Origin of the sequence: Legionella shakespearei DSM 23087, from assembly GCF_000373765.1 — a bacterium.
In the GTDB taxonomy this organism is placed as follows: domain Bacteria; phylum Pseudomonadota; class Gammaproteobacteria; order Legionellales; family Legionellaceae; genus Legionella; species Legionella shakespearei.
Genome location: NZ_KB892394.1, coordinates 39,711 through 55,809, shown reverse-complemented (window position 1 = coordinate 55,809; position 16,099 = coordinate 39,711). Strand labels below are relative to the sequence as shown.

Genomic DNA, 16,099 nt, shown 5'->3' with positions numbered 1-16,099 from the left:
CCAATATCGATACCAATATAATTAGTGTATAATTTCATAATGCCTCGAATTTGATTGTTTAGGATTGTAAGCGGACGTACTTTAAGGAGTCCAATCAACTATTCAAACGTTTCGAGAGCAGGGCCAGAGTACCTTGATCTCCGCGGTTGCTAAACCAATCCTTCGACGGTCGCTCACGCCCGCGCTCTTTACTCTTGAAGTAAAGAGCTACTCTCTTATCCGACATTATATAAAATTTTAAACTTACAATCCTTCGCGCAAAAAGACGTGCTCAGAACGAATGTTAACGACCCTGCCCTGATGAGGAGTTGGGTTGTGATGACGAGGATGGTTCATCCCACGAGTCATCGAGAGAGTCATCGAGAGAGTCATCCGAAGATGAATCCTCCGTTGTTGTAACTTTTCTGATCGCGTCTAGTTTTGCATAAAGTGCGACAAGTTCAGGTGGTCCTGACAGGGGTTTTACAGGCTTTTTTTTTCCCCTATAGTAGGTGTTGTATTTGAGGCCGCGTTGGCTTCTCTTTCTTTTAATACAGCGGCTAATTCGCTAAATAGTGATCCTGTAGATGCTTTCGCCGGTTTAGGAAAGAAGGTCGGCTTTACTGGGGTTGTGGTAGCAACAGCAGGAGCTGGTGGACTAATTATTCTTGGAGGTGGCGGTGGTAGTGGTGCCGTAGTGGTTGATTGATTGTTGATGATTGGTGCGGGTTCTGGCTCAGTCTTAACAACAGGAATTACTGGTGCGACAGGAACCGGGGCGGTAGATGTTTCTGTATGCTCTGTTACAAATACCACAGGAGGTGGAACTGCTTCAGGCTTTTTACCCGTAACTTCGCTCAGAGTCTGAATTAGAGCAGCAAAAGAAGACAATTGTTCTTGTGCGGAACTGATTTGCGGATGCAGGTCCCTAAACATTTGTTCATTACGCACCTGATCTTTCAAGAGTCGGTTTTCAGTTGATAAGCGTGCATTTTGTTCTTTAAATTCAGCAAGTTGTCTTTTCAACAAAGCAATTTCGGTGCTATTGGCTTGTTGCGACAATGCAAAAGCTTGCTGAGTGGTTTCCAGAGCCTTTTTAAGGTCTATCAACATGCGTTCAGATTTGGTTCCTTCTGGAGCTACCTGGATATGGACCGGTGTTTGGCCATCCATGCTACTAATAGGAGAGTAACTTTTAGTGGCCTCATTGTATTTGGTTAAAAAATCAATCCAGCATTCCAGTAGATAGCGATTAGTGTTAGCAGAAAGCAGAACAGTGACATTGAGGTGGTCAATGATACTGGCATCATGAAATGATTCCTGATTTGAATCAATGAGAGCCAGCAGCTCATCAAAAAACTGACTTATCTGGGTGTGATTATGTTCTTTGGCCCAGGTGTAAAAAGCGGGTGTACCTTTAATTTTGTAATTGGTTACAAAATCTTTAAATAGTGGAAGAAACTCCTTGCTGATGGGCATACATCACTCCTTTCCCTGGAACTTATAGTGCTTCATTTAATAACAATTGATCTTATATTTCAATAAGTGTGAATTAATTTTTTCATTTTGATTGAATTCAACCTTTTTTTGGGGGAGAGTGGCAATCTCAATAACCCGCGAGTATATTAGGAACCTATTGTTCCTTCAGGAGTAGTTATGTCATTGATGCAAAAGACAGATTTATTTGACCCAATGCAATTAGGCTCACTCACTTTAGCCAATCGTATTGTCATGGCTCCCTTGACCCGCAGTCGCGCAGGTAAGGGGGACGTTCAGGGATTAATGCATGCAGAATATTATGCTCAAAGAGCGTCCGCGGGTTTAATTATTTCTGAAGCAACACAGATTTCACCTCAAGGGAAGGGTTATGCTTTTACTCCTGGTATGTATTCACAAGAACAGGTGGCAGGATGGCGATTGGTTACTGAGGCGGTGCACGCAAAAGGCGGAAAAATATTTGCCCAGTTATGGCATGTAGGACGTATTTCGCATCCTGATTTACAGCCCGATAACCAGCTTCCGGTTGCCCCATCAGCAATACGCCCCAATGGCAAAGCCTTTACTGAAACAGGGTTTAAGGATTTTGTCACTCCGCGCGCTTTAGATCTTGGGGAAATTTCCGGTATTATTGATCAATATGCCCATGCAGCTGCCTGTGCCAAAGAGGCGGGGTTTGATGGTATTGAACTGCATGCGGCTAATGGCTATTTGATAGAACAGTTCCTGAGCGACAAAACAAATCAGCGTGCAGACAGGTATGGCGGCAGTATTGCGAATCGCGCCCGTTTACTGTTTGAAGTGCTTGATGCCCTCGTTTCCGTGTGGCCTTCAGACCGGGTAGGTATACGCCTGTCACCCGTCAGTCATGCCAATGATATTGATGACAGTACTCCTATGGAAACTTTTTCTTATGTAGTGAAAGGGCTCAATGCTTATAATCTTGCCTTTTTGCATTGTGTGGAGGGAGAAACCATAGGGCCACGTACTATCCCTGATGATTTTAGTTTTCCAGAATTACGATCGCTATTTAAGGGTATTTACATGGCGAATAATGGTTATGATTTGCAGATGGCAATTAAGGCACGTGAAGAGAACACGGCAGATTTGATTTGTTTTGGTCGTTTGTTTCTGGCGAATCCTGATTTGGTCGAGCGGCTGAAAACCGGAGCGGAACTGGTTCAGGCCCCCAAAGAAACCTGGTATGGTGGTGGGGCAAAAGGGTATACGGATTGGCCGACATTGTCCTAGATACCAACCCCATCGTCACGTCGTCCTGAGCGCGTCTTTTTGCGCGAAGGATCTCCCAATACTGGCACCATGCCGTTTTCGGGAGATCCTTCGCGCAAAAAAAGACGCGCTCAGGACGACGTGCATCTGTGTGAGTAATCGTTAAAACGGCCTGGTCTTCATCCAGCCCGTAATACTGTAACGGGGTTGATTCGTCAGACACACTTCATGCGGTAATTCACTGTTAAAACAAATGAAACGATTTCCTTGGGGAACAACATTTTGCAGCAGATTGTCCTGTCTGTCGTAAAGTTTTAATTCTCCGCCAAATTCATGACTCCAGTGTTCATTCAAATAATACACACAGGAAATTTTGCGGGTTTTCTTTGCCACAAATTGATCCACGTGTTTTTTGTAATAAGCGCCTGGCTGATAGGCTGCAAAATGCGTTTCAAATTCAGCCAAACCTAAAAACAAGGTTTGATTCAGGATATTTGCCAATACATTCGCCTGATTTAAATAGGCATGCACTGAGGGCTCATCAGATTCCTCTTCCAACCAACAGATTTCGTCCGTTCTGATTGCTTTATTGTGTTGCGCCTCGAGAGTTAAGCCAATCTTTGCTTGTCTGAATGAACCTTCGTGATGGAGTTTTTGTGCCAGTACACGTAACGAATGATAATGCTCCAATTCCAGGAAATTATCGATAATGTGAAAACCCTGGGTACATACATTATGGCTAATCAACTCGGAATCAAGCACTTTGGTTTCCTTGGGTACACAAAAGAAGGGCAATTTTACGTGATGACTCGGCAGATGCAAATAGTTTTTCACTATCTTGAGAATCGGGCTTTTCCTTCAAGCATGATTTGGTACTCGCGCCATTGTGGCATAAATTGCGTCATTAAGGCATAAAATCGTTGATTATGGCTGGCTTCATGCAGGTGAACCAATTCATGGACGATCACATATTCCAGGCAGATAGGGTGTTTTTTGATAAGGTTCAGATTGAGCCAAATCCGATGCGCGCGAGTATTACAGGAACCCCAGCGCGTCTTCATTTTTTTTATACCCCATTCAGCGACGTGTACCCCAATTATTGCCTCCCAGTGCTTTATTAGTGCGGGTATTACTGTTGCAAGCTCCCGTCTGTACCAACGGTCAAGAAGCATTTGTCGCTGTTGTTGGCTGGAATTGTGTGGCACATAAAAATGAATCAATTCATCCTTTTGTTTTATTTGGGGAGGACCGTTATGCTCCTCTACAATTAATAAAAGAGTGTTCCCTTTAAATTCAATCGTAGTTCCAGTTTGTAATACTTCTTCTTGTTTGTAAGAAGAACGTTGGCGAATACGCTCTTGCTGGCTACGAATCCAGTCCCTTTTTTCCAGCAAATGCTGTTTTATCAATCGCTCACTGTAACGCAGTGGAGCGCTGACCTTGATTGCCCCATCAGGTGGATAAATCCGTAGGTTCATGTTTTTAATGTTTTTTCTTGATACTTCTATGGAAATACCATCAATTTCAATGATCATGCGCAGAATATAATATTGACGATGTGCTGATTATACACATAAGCGCTTCAGAAATACTCTATTTGTAGTTGTAGCCCAGCCTGCTTGCAGCCGGGATGGTGCCACCTCGATCCCGGCTGCAAGCAGACCGGGCTACGCACTGTGCTACTGCGGAGCAACTTCCTTCCGAATTCACGTCGTCCTGAGCGCGTCTTTTGGCGCGAAGGATCTCCAAATATTGGCACCATGCTTTTCAGGAGATCCTTCGCGCCAAAAGACGCGCTCAGGACGACGTAGATCGGGGAACTGGCACAATCTCTCGGAAACACCTTGACCTAAGCGTGTCTTTTAGGGCGTTGTGCGCTTAGGACGCGCACACCGACCGCATGGATGCAGGTTTCCCTAAAAGACACGCTTAGGTTAAGGGGTTTCTTGCACCGGACTTTCGCAGTGGGCTTTCTGGAGCCTATATCAAAGCTCATTGCCACTTCGATCCCGGGCTACAAATCTTTGCTATTTCATCGATGGGGAGGTTGAGGGGGCTTGTGGTGCTTCTTGTAATTCGCGGGCTGCCTTTTTTAACAGGGTTTGTTGAGGTGAATTTAGAGGCAATATCTCAAAATCAGAGGAGTTCTTTTTCACACTATTAGTTATTTTGGCAAAAATATAATTCACGACCTTGATGAATGTTTGTATCGCATTATCTGGATTAGTGTTTAAAGTTTTCTGAACATGGGGTTGTTCAAACTGTTGCCTGTAATTCTGTAATTTTATAATGGGCTTCTCAGTGCCTTCGAGCTCCATGCCCAGCGTCTTGATTGTAAGATAACTTTCTGAGGCTATTCTTAATTGTTTTGATACTTCAGGGAACTGTTCTGGCTTATTTATTACAGCTGTAGCGAAGGATGCTACGTCAAGCTCACCTGTGTTTGCAGAAATAAATGGTTTTGTAACAGTGTCAGGAAGTTTTTTTGCTTCGACCTTTAAGGCATCAGACAAGTGCTGCAGGCAGGTAATATTATTAACTTTTAATTTTCTAATAGTGTTTTCTGCCGCCGCATCGTATTGCTGCGGGGGAGCCTTGTATTTCGCTGCGCTTATCTTTGTTATCGTACCATCTATAATCTCATCAGAAACTGGAAGTAGTTTTTCAGTCACCCGCTCTTCGCCCATAAGAACAGCATATATATTCATGGCTTTTGCCAGTGCATCACATTTACATATTTCGTACGTGTTTTCATCAATCTCGGCTTGCCCATACCAAACTATCCTGGCCTCAGATAATGCTCCGATTAACTGTACCTCTGGCAATTTCATCTCTTGAAATTGAGTGCTGTTCTTGCTGATTTTGTTAATTTCTTTTCGTAAATCATCCAATAACATACCGGGAAATTGTTCTTGAAGAAAACTGCCAAAACTCAGCATTACTTCAATGCTTTTTTCTGGATGACTTTTATTATTCAGAGATTTATTAATTTCTCTGATATGGCGCTCCAGGCTTTTGTCCAGATCTTCAGGGTATGCAGTTGCACTCATTTTCTACCTCATTAAAATTTAACGCTCTGCGCCAATACATGGGCTGTCTATATATTCGCCATTTATATCTAAAACCATATTCACACTGGCACGTTGATATCGTGCCAAAATATCGTATTGCTGTTTGCTGATATAACCATAGGAGTTACCGCAATACACTAAAGAGGTGGCTCCTGGTTTAGGTTTCACCTGAACTGGCAAATCACAATCCCAGCGAAATTTGCTTAAATCGCAATTCGCCAGGGCGACATTGAAAGGGAGTAGTAATAAGATCAAGGTGACATGCCATTTATTGTTCATTGTTTTCTCCACCTGAAACCGTTTTCTTTTAGTATAGGATAAGTATTGAGAATAAAATGAAATGCGAACAAGAATTTTATTGAGCATTTATTGCATATAGTGATATAAATAAATTATATGGCTTTTCTTATCTACGGACAGATATGCTTTCATCAAGCTCTGAATATATTCAAGCTCTTCGTGAGGGAAATTATCTTCGTTTTCTGGAATGGCCTCAATTTATTGCCCAACAGTACGCCACAGCTGATTATACCCAGGATGCTGATGATACTTTAAATCTTTTGATCTTTGAGTGGCTCAATAATGGATTTTGTGACAATGATGTGCAACATTTAGCGATTCTTTATGCAGTACACGATATGGAATCCAGGCCGTTAAGAGAAAACCTGTCCTATGCGGTTATTGCCATTTCAATTGCAGCCTTTCAATGCCGGGTGTATCTGAATAATAATTTACTTCCTCACTATCTTTGCAAAGATAAAATGAATATCAGACAATTATCGAGCTTTATGAAAAGCAAAGCTGTTCATATGGACAATGCTCTTTTTGCTGAGAAAGTAACCGCAGAACAAGTCAGATTTTTCAGTGAGGTGGAAGCGGTTGATAAAAATGCAGTGAATAAAGCCTGCGAAAAAATTAACTCAATTGTTCAATTGCGTTATTTGATCGAAGAATACCGCAGAACTCTGGAGCTGGCAGAGCTTCCAGAGGATCAGTTAAAATCCACCCGAATCAGCGTTATTATCAGGCTAGGACGATATTTGGATGAACAAATGGAATTAACTCCTGAAGTTACAGAAGAAATTGCTTCGTATGTAAAGAAACTATGGGAGATGCATCCGACAGTTTTTGAAGAAGATTATTTAAAAACCTTATCGCCACTTTCTTTTGTTGATAATAGCTGGAAACTAGTTACTGATTTTGGATTAAGATTTTTTAGCGTGTTACAGCTTAACACTACTACTCTTGCTATTACGGAAGCTCCCACAGATGCCCCCAAAAATGCGTAAAAGATCAGCTCCTATCAGGGAACGTTCGAGCAAGAGACAAGATCGTACTGCCATTAAGTTAAGAAATTCCGCCGTCCCGCGGCTTGTCCGCGGGACGGCGGAGTAGCGCTTAACTTAATGGCAGTGAGACAAGATCTCTCCCTGACCTCTTACAAAAACTCTTAAAAGGATTCCTGAGCAGTCACGAAGTCCTCATGCTTCAGTAAGGCTTCTTTATAAGAAATAGCAGAGGGATTTCCCATGTATCCACCCAAATTGCTTTTTCCCACCACGCGATGGCAAGGTATAAATAAGGTAATAGGGTTACGTTTGCAGGCTTGGCCTACCGCTCTGGGACTGCTTTGTAATTTGAGTGCCAGTTCACCGTAAGTTAATGTTCGACCGACCGGAATTACAAGAAGGGCATTCCAGACTTTTTGCTGGTACGCGCTACCCTGAGGTTTTAGGGATAATTGAAATCGATGGTGAGGATCAGCAAAATAACTTTTCAACTCTACAGCAATCTGTTGCGCTAAATGATTTGCAGCAGGTGTGGCAGATTTTTGAGTAAATGAAGTGCTATAAAGAAAATGCTCATCATGTCCTACTTCAATATTCCCCCAAGGGGTAGTGAAAATAGACTTGATGAGCATTGAATTCAAGGAATTAATCGCCTTTTTTACCAGTTAACTTTTCTTTGATGCGCGCAGCACGGCCAGCCAGGTTACGCAGGTAGTATAATTTGGCACGACGTACATCACCACGACGTTTTACAGTGATGCTGTCAACGATAGGGCTGTAAGTCTGGAATACACGTTCAACACCAACGTTGTGTGAAATTTTACGTACAGTGAAGGCAGAATTCAGGCCACGGTTACGTTTTGCAATAACAACACCTTCAAAGGCTTGTAAACGTTCACGAGTACCTTCAATTACCTTAACCTGAACCAGAACAGTATCTCCTGGATTAAACTCAGGAATTACCTTGCCTTGCATTTGCTCAGCATTCAATTGGTCAATAATATTAGTCATGGACTACTCCTCAAATTGGCTCATCCTTATGGAAATCACCATGTTCGCATTATAACTATTCAGTATCGCTTCTTAAGATTCACGATACTCGCATTTAAACTCATCAAGCAATTGCTTGTCTGTTTCGCTTAACTGTACTTTTTCAAGTAAATCAGGGCGCTTAAGCCAGGTTTTTCCCAGGGATTGTTTCCTGCGCCATCGCTCTATATCCCTATGGTTGCCACCGGTTAAAACGGATGGTACTGCCATCCCGTTTATCACTGCTGGTCGGGTATAATGAGGACAGTCAAGCAAGCCATTCATGAATGAATCCTGCTCTGCTGAACCAAGATGCCCAAGGCTACCAGGTATCAAGCGAATGATCGCATCAATAAACACCATGGCGGCCAATTCGCCGCCACTTAAAACAAAATCCCCTAGCGACCATTCTTCATCCACATGATGACTAATGACACGCTCATCAATTCCTTCATATCTGCCTGCAATAAAGAGCAGGGCTTGTTCGTTTTCTGCGATTTGATTCAAATCGCTTTGCCGAATTACTTTACCTTGCGGGCTTAAATAAATCGTTTTGCAATTATCCGGCATGTTACTTCGTGCATGCGCAATGGCTCCTTGCAGTGGCTCATACATCATGACCATTCCTGGTCCGCCACCATAAGGTTTGTCATCAACATGCCTGAAAGGCTTTGATGACCAGTCACGCGGGTTCCAGTGCTCAATTTTAGCCAAACCCTGCTCTATTGCCCTGCCGGTAATGCCGTAATTCAAACCTGCCAATATTTCCGGTATTAAGCTGATTACTCCAAGATGCAGCACTTAGAAATCCACATCCCAGTCAACAGTAATAACGTGTTGGCTATCATCAATATTAATAATAAACTGGCCAGGCAAATAAGGAATTAAATGCCTTTTTTCGCCTTGTACAACCAATACATCATTCGAGCCAGTTGGCATTATTTCCATGACTTTCCCAAATGATTGTCCTTTTTGGTTGATCACATCCATGCCGACTAGCTGATGCCAGTAATATTCACCGGGTTCCAATGAAGCCAGCTGTGATTTTTGCACAGCAATTTCTACATTAGTAAGGTGTGCTGCCAATTCACGTTCAGGATAACCTTCAATTTGAGCTACTATGGTTTTGTTATGAACTTCAACATGTAGTAACTTAACCGGTTGCCACTGATTGTTTAAAAAGGCATGCCAGTCAGTATACCCCAGGATATTATCACGAGGTTCTGTAAAGGAGTGAACCGTAACAAAACCTTTAATACCATGTGGCCGGCCAAATTTGCCGATTACTACCCAGTTTGCCTGATTATTCACGTTATTAAGCAGCTGTCTCAGATTGTTTATTAAATTCTTTTACCAATGCACTGACGCGATCTGACAATTGTGCACCCACATTTTGCCAGTGAGTTAATTTATCCAGTTCAACATGCAGACGAACTTCTTGTCCACGTGCAATTGGGTTAAAATAACCAATACGCTCAATGTAACTGCCATCGCGACGCTTGCGGCTGTCAGTAACAACCATGTGATAAAAAGGACGCTTTTTGGCGCCGCCTCGTGATAAACGTATAACGACCATTGTTTTCCTCTACTTTAAGAGTGGTTACATAAAAATGCCGTGTATTGTACGAAAATTAACTCGACATGTGAAGTAATTCTTTCGAATTATTTAAAATCATCTGGAAACATACCTTTCATCCCAGCCATACCACCAATTCCCCGCATCATTTTTTGCATTCCGCCGGGTTTGGTAAACTTTTTCATCATCTTTTGCATTTGTTCAAATTGCTTTAGCAATCTGTTTACATCCTGAATTTGTGTTCCTGAACCCTGGGCAATACGTTTTTTACGTGAGCCGACTATGATTTTGGGAATACGTCTTTCTTTAGGGGTCATTGAATTGATAATCGCAACCGTTTGTGCCATTGCCTTGTCATTCACTTGTTGCATGGCTTGCTGCGGCATTTGACTCATGCCAGGCAGTTTGCTCATCATGCCTGCAATACCACCCATATTATTCATTTGTAATAATTGCTGTTTAAAATCTTCCAGATCAAAGCCTTTGCCTTTTTTCAGTTTTTTGGCTAATTTTTCACTGGCTTGTTTGTCTGCCTTACGCTCTACTTCTTCAATCAGGGTGAGAATGTCTCCCATTCCTAATATGCGTGAGGCAATACGCTCTGGATGGAAGGGTTCCAAAGCTTCTACTTTTTCACCACTACCAATAAATTTAATGGGTTGTCCGGTAATTTGTCTTACCGACAGGGCGGCACCACCACGGGCATCACCATCGGTCTTGGTAAGGATTACCCCGGTTAGCGGCAGAGCTTCATGAAAGGCTTTGGCAGTATTTGCTGCATCTTGCCCTGTCATGCTGTCTACTACGAATAGTGTTTCTATGGGAGTGACTGCCTGGTGTACTGCTTTTATTTCCGCCATCATTTCAGCGTCAACGTGCAAGCGTCCGGCGGTATCAATAATCAGTACATCAACATACTGCTTTTTCGCACTTTCTAATGCTTTTTGCGCAATAGTAACGGGCTTTTCACTGGCTTCTGAAGCAAAGAAAGCAACATCAACCTGTTCTGCCAGCACTTTAAGCTGCTGTATCGCTGCAGGTCGGTATACGTCCACGCTGACCAGCATTACTTTTTTGTTTTCAGTTTCTTTTAAATAACGAGCCAGTTTTGCAGTGCTGGTTGTTTTACCAGAACCTTGCAAACCTGCCATCAGGAATACAGCGGGCGGCTGAGTTTTAAAGTCTAATTCAGCACGTTCGTCACCCATGATATGAATTAATTCATCATGGACGATTTTAATAAAGGCCTGGTCAGGATCAAGGCTTGTTAAAACTTCCTGTCCCAGTGCTTTTTGCTTTACTTGTTCAATAAAGTCTTTAATAACAGGCAACGCAACATCAGCTTCGATAAGCGAAAGGCGAACTTCACGCAAAGCATGCTGTATATTGTCTTCAGTTAAACGACCCTGTCCGCGCAAATTTTTAAAGGTGCGGGTCAAACGTTCGGTTAAGTTATCAAACATAGAGATTACCCGAAAAAAAACAGGTACTATAGCACAGAGATCTGAAAATATGCCACATCATGCTTCTTCTTAATAAATAAAGTCTGCGATTTGCTACGAGAAACTCTTGAGCCGTGGCTCAGCGTAGCCTGGTCTGCTTGCAGCTGTCTCTTGAACACATTTTAGTCTATGCCCTACACCAATGCTAAATTCGGTCTCTGTGCTGCAACAAAAATTCCGCTTCCTCACGGTCGCGGCTCGGTTTTCGTGCGTTCGTAGATACTTCATCGTGCACCGGAAACCGAGCCGCGACCGTGAGGAAGCGGAACAGTTATACTGGCAGGGACAGCATTTCTGCCTTGAAAGCCTTAGGGCAAGACGAGAGATGTCGGAGTCAATCCCAGATTGTGTGCTCAGAGAGGTATAGAAGAGTCAGCTGCTTGTCGCCGGGACTGTGCATATTTGATCCCGGCTGCAAGCAGACCGGGCTACAAAAGCGGTTCAAATACTTTTATACTGCTGAATCCTAAGGATGGAATGAGAGTTAACAGACATGCATGTCGTTTTATTAATTATAATGTGTTTAAGCGCGGCAGCCTTAATAACGGTCCTGATAAACACAGGACTTAATGCACTCAAAAGAATAAATAAAGAAAGCCTGAGCCATGAGGCAATACTTAACTTGCTAACCCAACTTGGGTATTCGGACGATTTCGAAGGGGTTTGTTACGGGTTCAGCCTGAACTGGGCTTTGGCCGTTGCCGAAGGTCAGGAGAAAGAGGCTTTATTTTATCAACAAGTCAATCTTCTGCGTGCCCACCAGTCTGATTTACCTTCAGCTTTGGCGCGAGTCGAATACAAAAAGCAAGTGCAGGAGCGATTATCTCCTGAAGAACAAATAATCGAAACCTTACCTGCGCTCTGTAAGAAAATCTGTACCGCACAGGATCCTATAATGTATAAAAAAACATATGGGAAACTGGTTTGGCAGCCTGATATTACAACCATTTTACAAACCATTGATACCGATGCTTCGAGCATCCGCCAAATCTTCTATAAAACGCATACGTTTTCTTCCCGACAGGAAGCTGTTGATTATTTTGAGTTGTTGAAAAGAATTGGAATCGGTAGCGATGTAGCCGTAGTGATTTCTACCGCAACCCATGCGATGGGGTTTAAACGAGAAGGGAACTCATGGTTATTTCTCAATATTAATGATTTATACCAACAACAGAAAGATAAACCTTATTTTACCTTTACTTCAAAACAACTGGTTCAGGAACTGTATCGGGTGAGTACCGCCAAACCCCTATCACGCAGGCTTACGGTGAATACCGATTTTATTGCCTTGAAGCCAAATAAACAGTTATCCATCGCATTGGATAATCAGTTCCCTGTTTTTCCAGCGGGTCCCAGAGCCACGTATAAGGAAAAAGTTTCGTTTATGGCGCTGGCTGCCTGGCAGGGAGATATAGCGACGGTAAAACGATGCGTCAGCTCCGGGCTGTCTATTTTTTCGCGTCATCAGTTTAGTGATGACTCACCTATATTTACAGCCATTCTGCAAGGACGGCGTGATGTGGTAAAAGCCATGATGTCTCCCATACAACACCACGTGAATAAACACCGTAAAAAAGATGGTACTACTTTATTACACATAGCATGTGAACATGGGGGCAGTGGTATTGTAGAGGATTTATTGAATGTTGAGGGCATAGAGGTCAACTCCAGAGATAAACGAGGCAGAACTCCTCTCATGTATGCCTGTAGGTCTGATAATGTTGCCATGGAGGAGCGTCTGTTTGAGTTGCTGTTTGAAAAAGGAGCCTCTCTTACTATGAAGGATAAGGATGGCTTGACGGCTCTGGATCATGCGCATGCGAATAAACACCGTGTTGCGATGAGAATGATCAATGAAAAACTACACACTGTTGTGCCCACACCAACTCCTGCACCAAGTGCTGGATATTCACCCATGAGCTTTTTTAACCGGGCCTCTAGTAACACGCCTTTGACTCGATACAATCCCTCGGATACGATACCCGATTTGGGCTCGGGCCGTTCTACTCTTCAGGGGACTGCACCACACAGCCATTAAAGAATTCCGCCGTCCCGCGGCTTGTCCGCGGGATCCNGGGTTCTAAGCTCGGATCGAGATCTCTGGATCCCGCGGACAAGCCGCGGGACGGCGGAGTCGCGACAGTGGGGGGCGACGCTTTTAGTAATGTGTTTTGGAGTTGTCATGCGGATTAATTGGGGTTTGATCGCGATATTCTGTTTCGTGGGTTGCGCAGCTAATTCAGGTGGTGCTGTAAATGTATCGGGGACTATTGCACCAGTGGGGGTGTTTGGTTCAGATAACCAGCACCATTTGGTTTATGAATTAAACATGGAACAAACAGCAGGTGAGAACAGCCATCACTATGAATTGATGAAAATTGAAATATTCAATAAAAAGAATCATCAGCTTATTGCTCAATATGAAGGGGAACGCCTTAAGCCATTGGTTTATTTAATCCGTCCGGATGGAACCAGCCTGAATACCACAGAATTAGACAAGGAAGGCCAGTTAATCGCTTTTCCTTATCTTGCTTTTGCCAACAAAAAGGAAATACCTTCTCAGCTCATTCATCGTCTTCAGTTTATTGATAAGGCAGCAGCCGGGAAAAAAAGTCGGTTTAAAGCGGTAATAAAACGCAGTAAAGAGGCGGCAGATGAAATTGTTTCACCAGTTCAGGGGGGCGGTTGGCTAGCCTGTAATGGGCCAGGTATTTTAAGTAGCCATCGTTTTGCTTATTTGAATGTCCATGGCACTTATTTTCTTGCCCAGCGGTTTGCAATCGACTGGAATCGTATTGATGAAAAAGGGAATGTTTTTTATCCTGGTTCTGACAATAAAATGAATGAAAGCTATCTGGATTATGGGGCAGATATTTATTCTGCTACGGCTGGAACGGTCAGCAAGGTACGCAATGAATTTTTGGATAATATTCCGGGCGAGATCCCTGAAGCAGTCCAGAATGTGGATAATGCGTGCGGTAATGAAGTTACCGTAGCCATGGATAATGGCCATTATGCCCATTATTGTCATCTTAAGCCGGATAGTATAAAGGTAACGACAGGTGAGCGAGTTAAACCGGGACAACTCCTGGCCGCCTTAGGTAATTCAGGCAATTCAATGGGACCTCATTTGCATTTTCATATAAGTGACAATCCGTCTGTTCTGGGCTCAGAAGGCTTACCTTTTACTATCAGCAATTTTGGTTTGCAACTGACTCCTGAGGTAGTTGAAGAAACGGGTATTCTGGATTTTCACCCCTCTGAAACATCATTAATGGATATTAATCTTCCTGGCGAAATCAAAAATAATGCCATGCCCATGCAAAATGGGGTTTACTATTTCAGCGAACATTGACGCCAACGTGATGAGCAAAAGGAAGGGTTTTGTAGCCCGGTCTGCTTGCAGCCGGGAGCGCGTCAGCACAATCCCGGCTGCAAGCAGACCGGGCTACAAACCCTGCCAGGATTTCTTGCCTGGTGGCACTTGTCTAAAAGACGTAAGTAACTTAACCCGATCCACGTCGTCCTGAGTGCGTCTTTTGGCGCGAAGGATTGATCTCCCTCAGCATTCCCCGATCCACGTCGTCCTGAGTGCGTCTTTTGGCGCGAAGGATTGATCTCCCTCAGCATTCCCCGATCCACGTCGTCCTGAGCGCGTCTTTTTGCGCGAAGGATCTCCCAATATTGGCAGTCCCTGACATCATTTTGTTTCTTCCTGAAAACTGCTATGATATTTTTTCATAAATATTTATGGTATGGAGTGCCTGTGGATATGCAAATAAAACGTCTGATGATAGCTGTATCTGCCAGCTGCCTGTTTTCTCTTTCTGCAGAAGCCTGTACCGATTTTAAATTGACGGCTAAAGATGGAACTGTGCTTATTACGCGCAGTATGGAGTTTGGTGCTGATTTGCAATCCAATTTAAGAACTTCTCCACGTGGCACAGAAGTGACGACAACTACGCCTAATAAACAACCAGGAATGAGTTGGAAATCAAAATACGGTTATATCTATTTAGATGGGTTTAATATTGATGCTGCTTTTGATGGCATGAATGAAGAAGGGCTAACCTTTGAATATTTATATCTGCCCGGAGAAACCCAATACCAGTCCATTCCAGAGGGTAAAGACAGCCAGGCAATACCTTATACTCAGTTTGGTAACTGGGTTCTGGCTAATTTCAAAAGCATTGATGAAGTCAAAGAGGCTTTAAACAACGTGTATGTCACCGATCAAAGTTTACCCCAACTCGGCAGTGCAGTACTACCTGCTCATGCATCAATTTATGATGCCAGTGGTAAAGGGATAGTTGTTGAGTTTTATAATGAAAAAATCAACGTGTTTGATAACATGGGCATCATGACCAATTCGCCCAAGTACGATTGGCATACAACCAATTTACGCAATTTTATTAATTTATCTCCGGTCAATGCAGAAGCCATTACGTCTAATGGTATTACTTATAATTCTGTCGGTCAGGGTTCAGGGGCCATTGGTTTGCCCGGTGATGCGTCACCACCATCGCGTTTTGTCAAAACTGCCTTCATGGTAAAAAATGTCTATGAAGCAGAAAACAGCAAAGAATTGGTTAATCTGGCAGAGCATATTATTAATAATGTTGATTTGCCCGCAGGCTATGTTCGATCTATTAACAACGGCCAAACTGCAACAGATACAACTCAATGGGTAGTATTTAAAGACATGACGAATAAAATGCTTTATTATCGTACATATCATGATATGACTTTGCGAGCAGTAGCCTTGAAAGAGCTGAATTTTGCTGAAAATGCACCTGCTTTGAAAATGCCGCTTTTAAGTGAGCCATTTCAAATCAATATGACGGAGCAATTTTTAAAAGCGTCAAAGTAAAAAATCGCCATTTTGTTTATTTTTTAAACCATTATTAAGATTTCCTTAAGGTTACT

16 protein-coding genes are annotated in these 16,099 nt (G+C 43.0%); 5 read left to right on the top strand and 11 right to left on the bottom strand.

The genetic code is table 11. From position 1 onward, the window contains the following. Positions 1-462: 462 nt before the first annotated feature. Entirely contained in the window at positions 463-1,458 is a 996-nt protein-coding gene (locus tag B094_RS16475; RefSeq protein WP_018577108.1) for a coiled-coil domain-containing protein, read from the bottom strand. 177 nt (positions 1,459-1,635) lie between these two features. Here B094_RS16475 and B094_RS0107055 point away from each other — a divergent pair, with 177 nt between their 5' ends. Then, entirely contained in the window at positions 1,636-2,727 is a 1,092-nt protein-coding gene (locus B094_RS0107055) for an alkene reductase (protein ID WP_018577107.1), read from the top strand. Between the two features lie 141 nt (positions 2,728-2,868). Here the strand turns inward: B094_RS0107055 and B094_RS0107050 are convergent, their stop codons facing one another. The 4 genes from B094_RS0107050 to B094_RS0107035 form a co-directional block, all read right to left on the bottom strand. After that, positions 2,869-3,468, bottom strand: coding sequence for a 2OG-Fe(II) oxygenase (locus B094_RS0107050; RefSeq protein WP_018577106.1), 600 nt, complete (start codon positions 3,466-3,468; stop codon positions 2,869-2,871). 71 nt (positions 3,469-3,539) lie between these two features. Further along, positions 3,540-4,241, bottom strand: coding sequence for a M48 family metallopeptidase (locus tag B094_RS0107045; protein WP_018577105.1), 702 nt, complete (start codon positions 4,239-4,241; stop codon positions 3,540-3,542). A 492-nt stretch (positions 4,242-4,733) separates the two neighbouring features. Continuing rightward, positions 4,734-5,756: a hypothetical protein gene (locus tag B094_RS0107040; RefSeq protein WP_018577104.1), complete on the bottom strand. Its 1,023-nt coding sequence runs from the start codon at positions 5,754-5,756 to the stop codon at positions 4,734-4,736. An 18-nt stretch (positions 5,757-5,774) separates the two neighbouring features. Continuing rightward, a complete protein-coding gene (locus B094_RS0107035; protein WP_018577103.1) occupies positions 5,775-6,056 on the bottom strand; it encodes a hypothetical protein in 282 nt (93 codons plus the stop codon). Between the two features lie 143 nt (positions 6,057-6,199). On the opposite strand from B094_RS0107035, the gene B094_RS0107030 reads away from it, so the two are divergent. Further along, on the top strand, positions 6,200-7,066 hold the full coding sequence (locus B094_RS0107030) for a helical bundle domain-containing protein (RefSeq protein ID WP_018577102.1): 867 nt from the start codon (positions 6,200-6,202) through the stop codon (positions 7,064-7,066). Positions 7,067-7,227: 161 nt separating this feature from the next. Here B094_RS0107030 and B094_RS0107025 read toward each other — a convergent pair whose 3' ends face one another. The 6 genes from B094_RS0107025 to ffh form a co-directional block, all read right to left on the bottom strand. Then, on the bottom strand, positions 7,228-7,698 hold the full coding sequence (locus B094_RS0107025; RefSeq protein WP_018577101.1) for a methylated-DNA--[protein]-cysteine S-methyltransferase: 471 nt from the start codon (positions 7,696-7,698) through the stop codon (positions 7,228-7,230). Positions 7,699-7,711: 13 nt separating this feature from the next. Then, on the bottom strand, positions 7,712-8,077 hold the full coding sequence (gene rplS, locus B094_RS0107020) for a 50S ribosomal protein L19 (RefSeq protein ID WP_018577100.1): 366 nt from the start codon (positions 8,075-8,077) through the stop codon (positions 7,712-7,714). Between the two features lie 72 nt (positions 8,078-8,149). Beyond that, complete coding sequence (gene trmD / locus B094_RS0107015; RefSeq protein WP_018577099.1) at positions 8,150-8,896, bottom strand: tRNA (guanosine(37)-N1)-methyltransferase TrmD; 747 nt, start codon at positions 8,894-8,896, stop codon at positions 8,150-8,152. Next, positions 8,897-9,406, bottom strand: a complete 510-nt coding sequence (rimM, locus tag B094_RS0107010; RefSeq protein ID WP_018577098.1) for a ribosome maturation factor RimM — start codon at positions 9,404-9,406, stop codon at positions 8,897-8,899. Positions 9,407-9,410: 4 nt separating this feature from the next. Then, a complete protein-coding gene (rpsP, locus tag B094_RS0107005) occupies positions 9,411-9,671 on the bottom strand; it encodes a 30S ribosomal protein S16 (RefSeq protein ID WP_018577097.1) in 261 nt (86 codons plus the stop codon). 86 nt (positions 9,672-9,757) lie between these two features. Beyond that, positions 9,758-11,134: a signal recognition particle protein gene (ffh, locus tag B094_RS0107000; RefSeq protein WP_018577096.1), complete on the bottom strand. Its 1,377-nt coding sequence runs from the start codon at positions 11,132-11,134 to the stop codon at positions 9,758-9,760. 532 nt (positions 11,135-11,666) lie between these two features. On the opposite strand from ffh, the gene ankG reads away from it, so the two are divergent. The 3 genes from ankG (at position 11,667) to B094_RS0106985 (ending at position 16,043) form a co-directional block, all read left to right on the top strand. After that, on the top strand, positions 11,667-13,211 hold the full coding sequence (ankG, locus tag B094_RS15865; protein WP_018577095.1) for a Dot/Icm T4SS effector AnkG/AnkZ/LegA7: 1,545 nt from the start codon (positions 11,667-11,669) through the stop codon (positions 13,209-13,211). Positions 13,212-13,355: 144 nt separating this feature from the next. After that, a complete protein-coding gene (locus B094_RS16470) occupies positions 13,356-14,528 on the top strand; it encodes a M23 family metallopeptidase (RefSeq protein WP_018577094.1) in 1,173 nt (390 codons plus the stop codon). A gap of 417 nt (positions 14,529-14,945) precedes the next feature. Beyond that, positions 14,946-16,043, top strand: coding sequence for a linear amide C-N hydrolase (locus B094_RS0106985; RefSeq protein ID WP_155823695.1), 1,098 nt, complete (start codon positions 14,946-14,948; stop codon positions 16,041-16,043). The last annotated feature ends 56 nt before the right edge of the window (positions 16,044-16,099 follow it).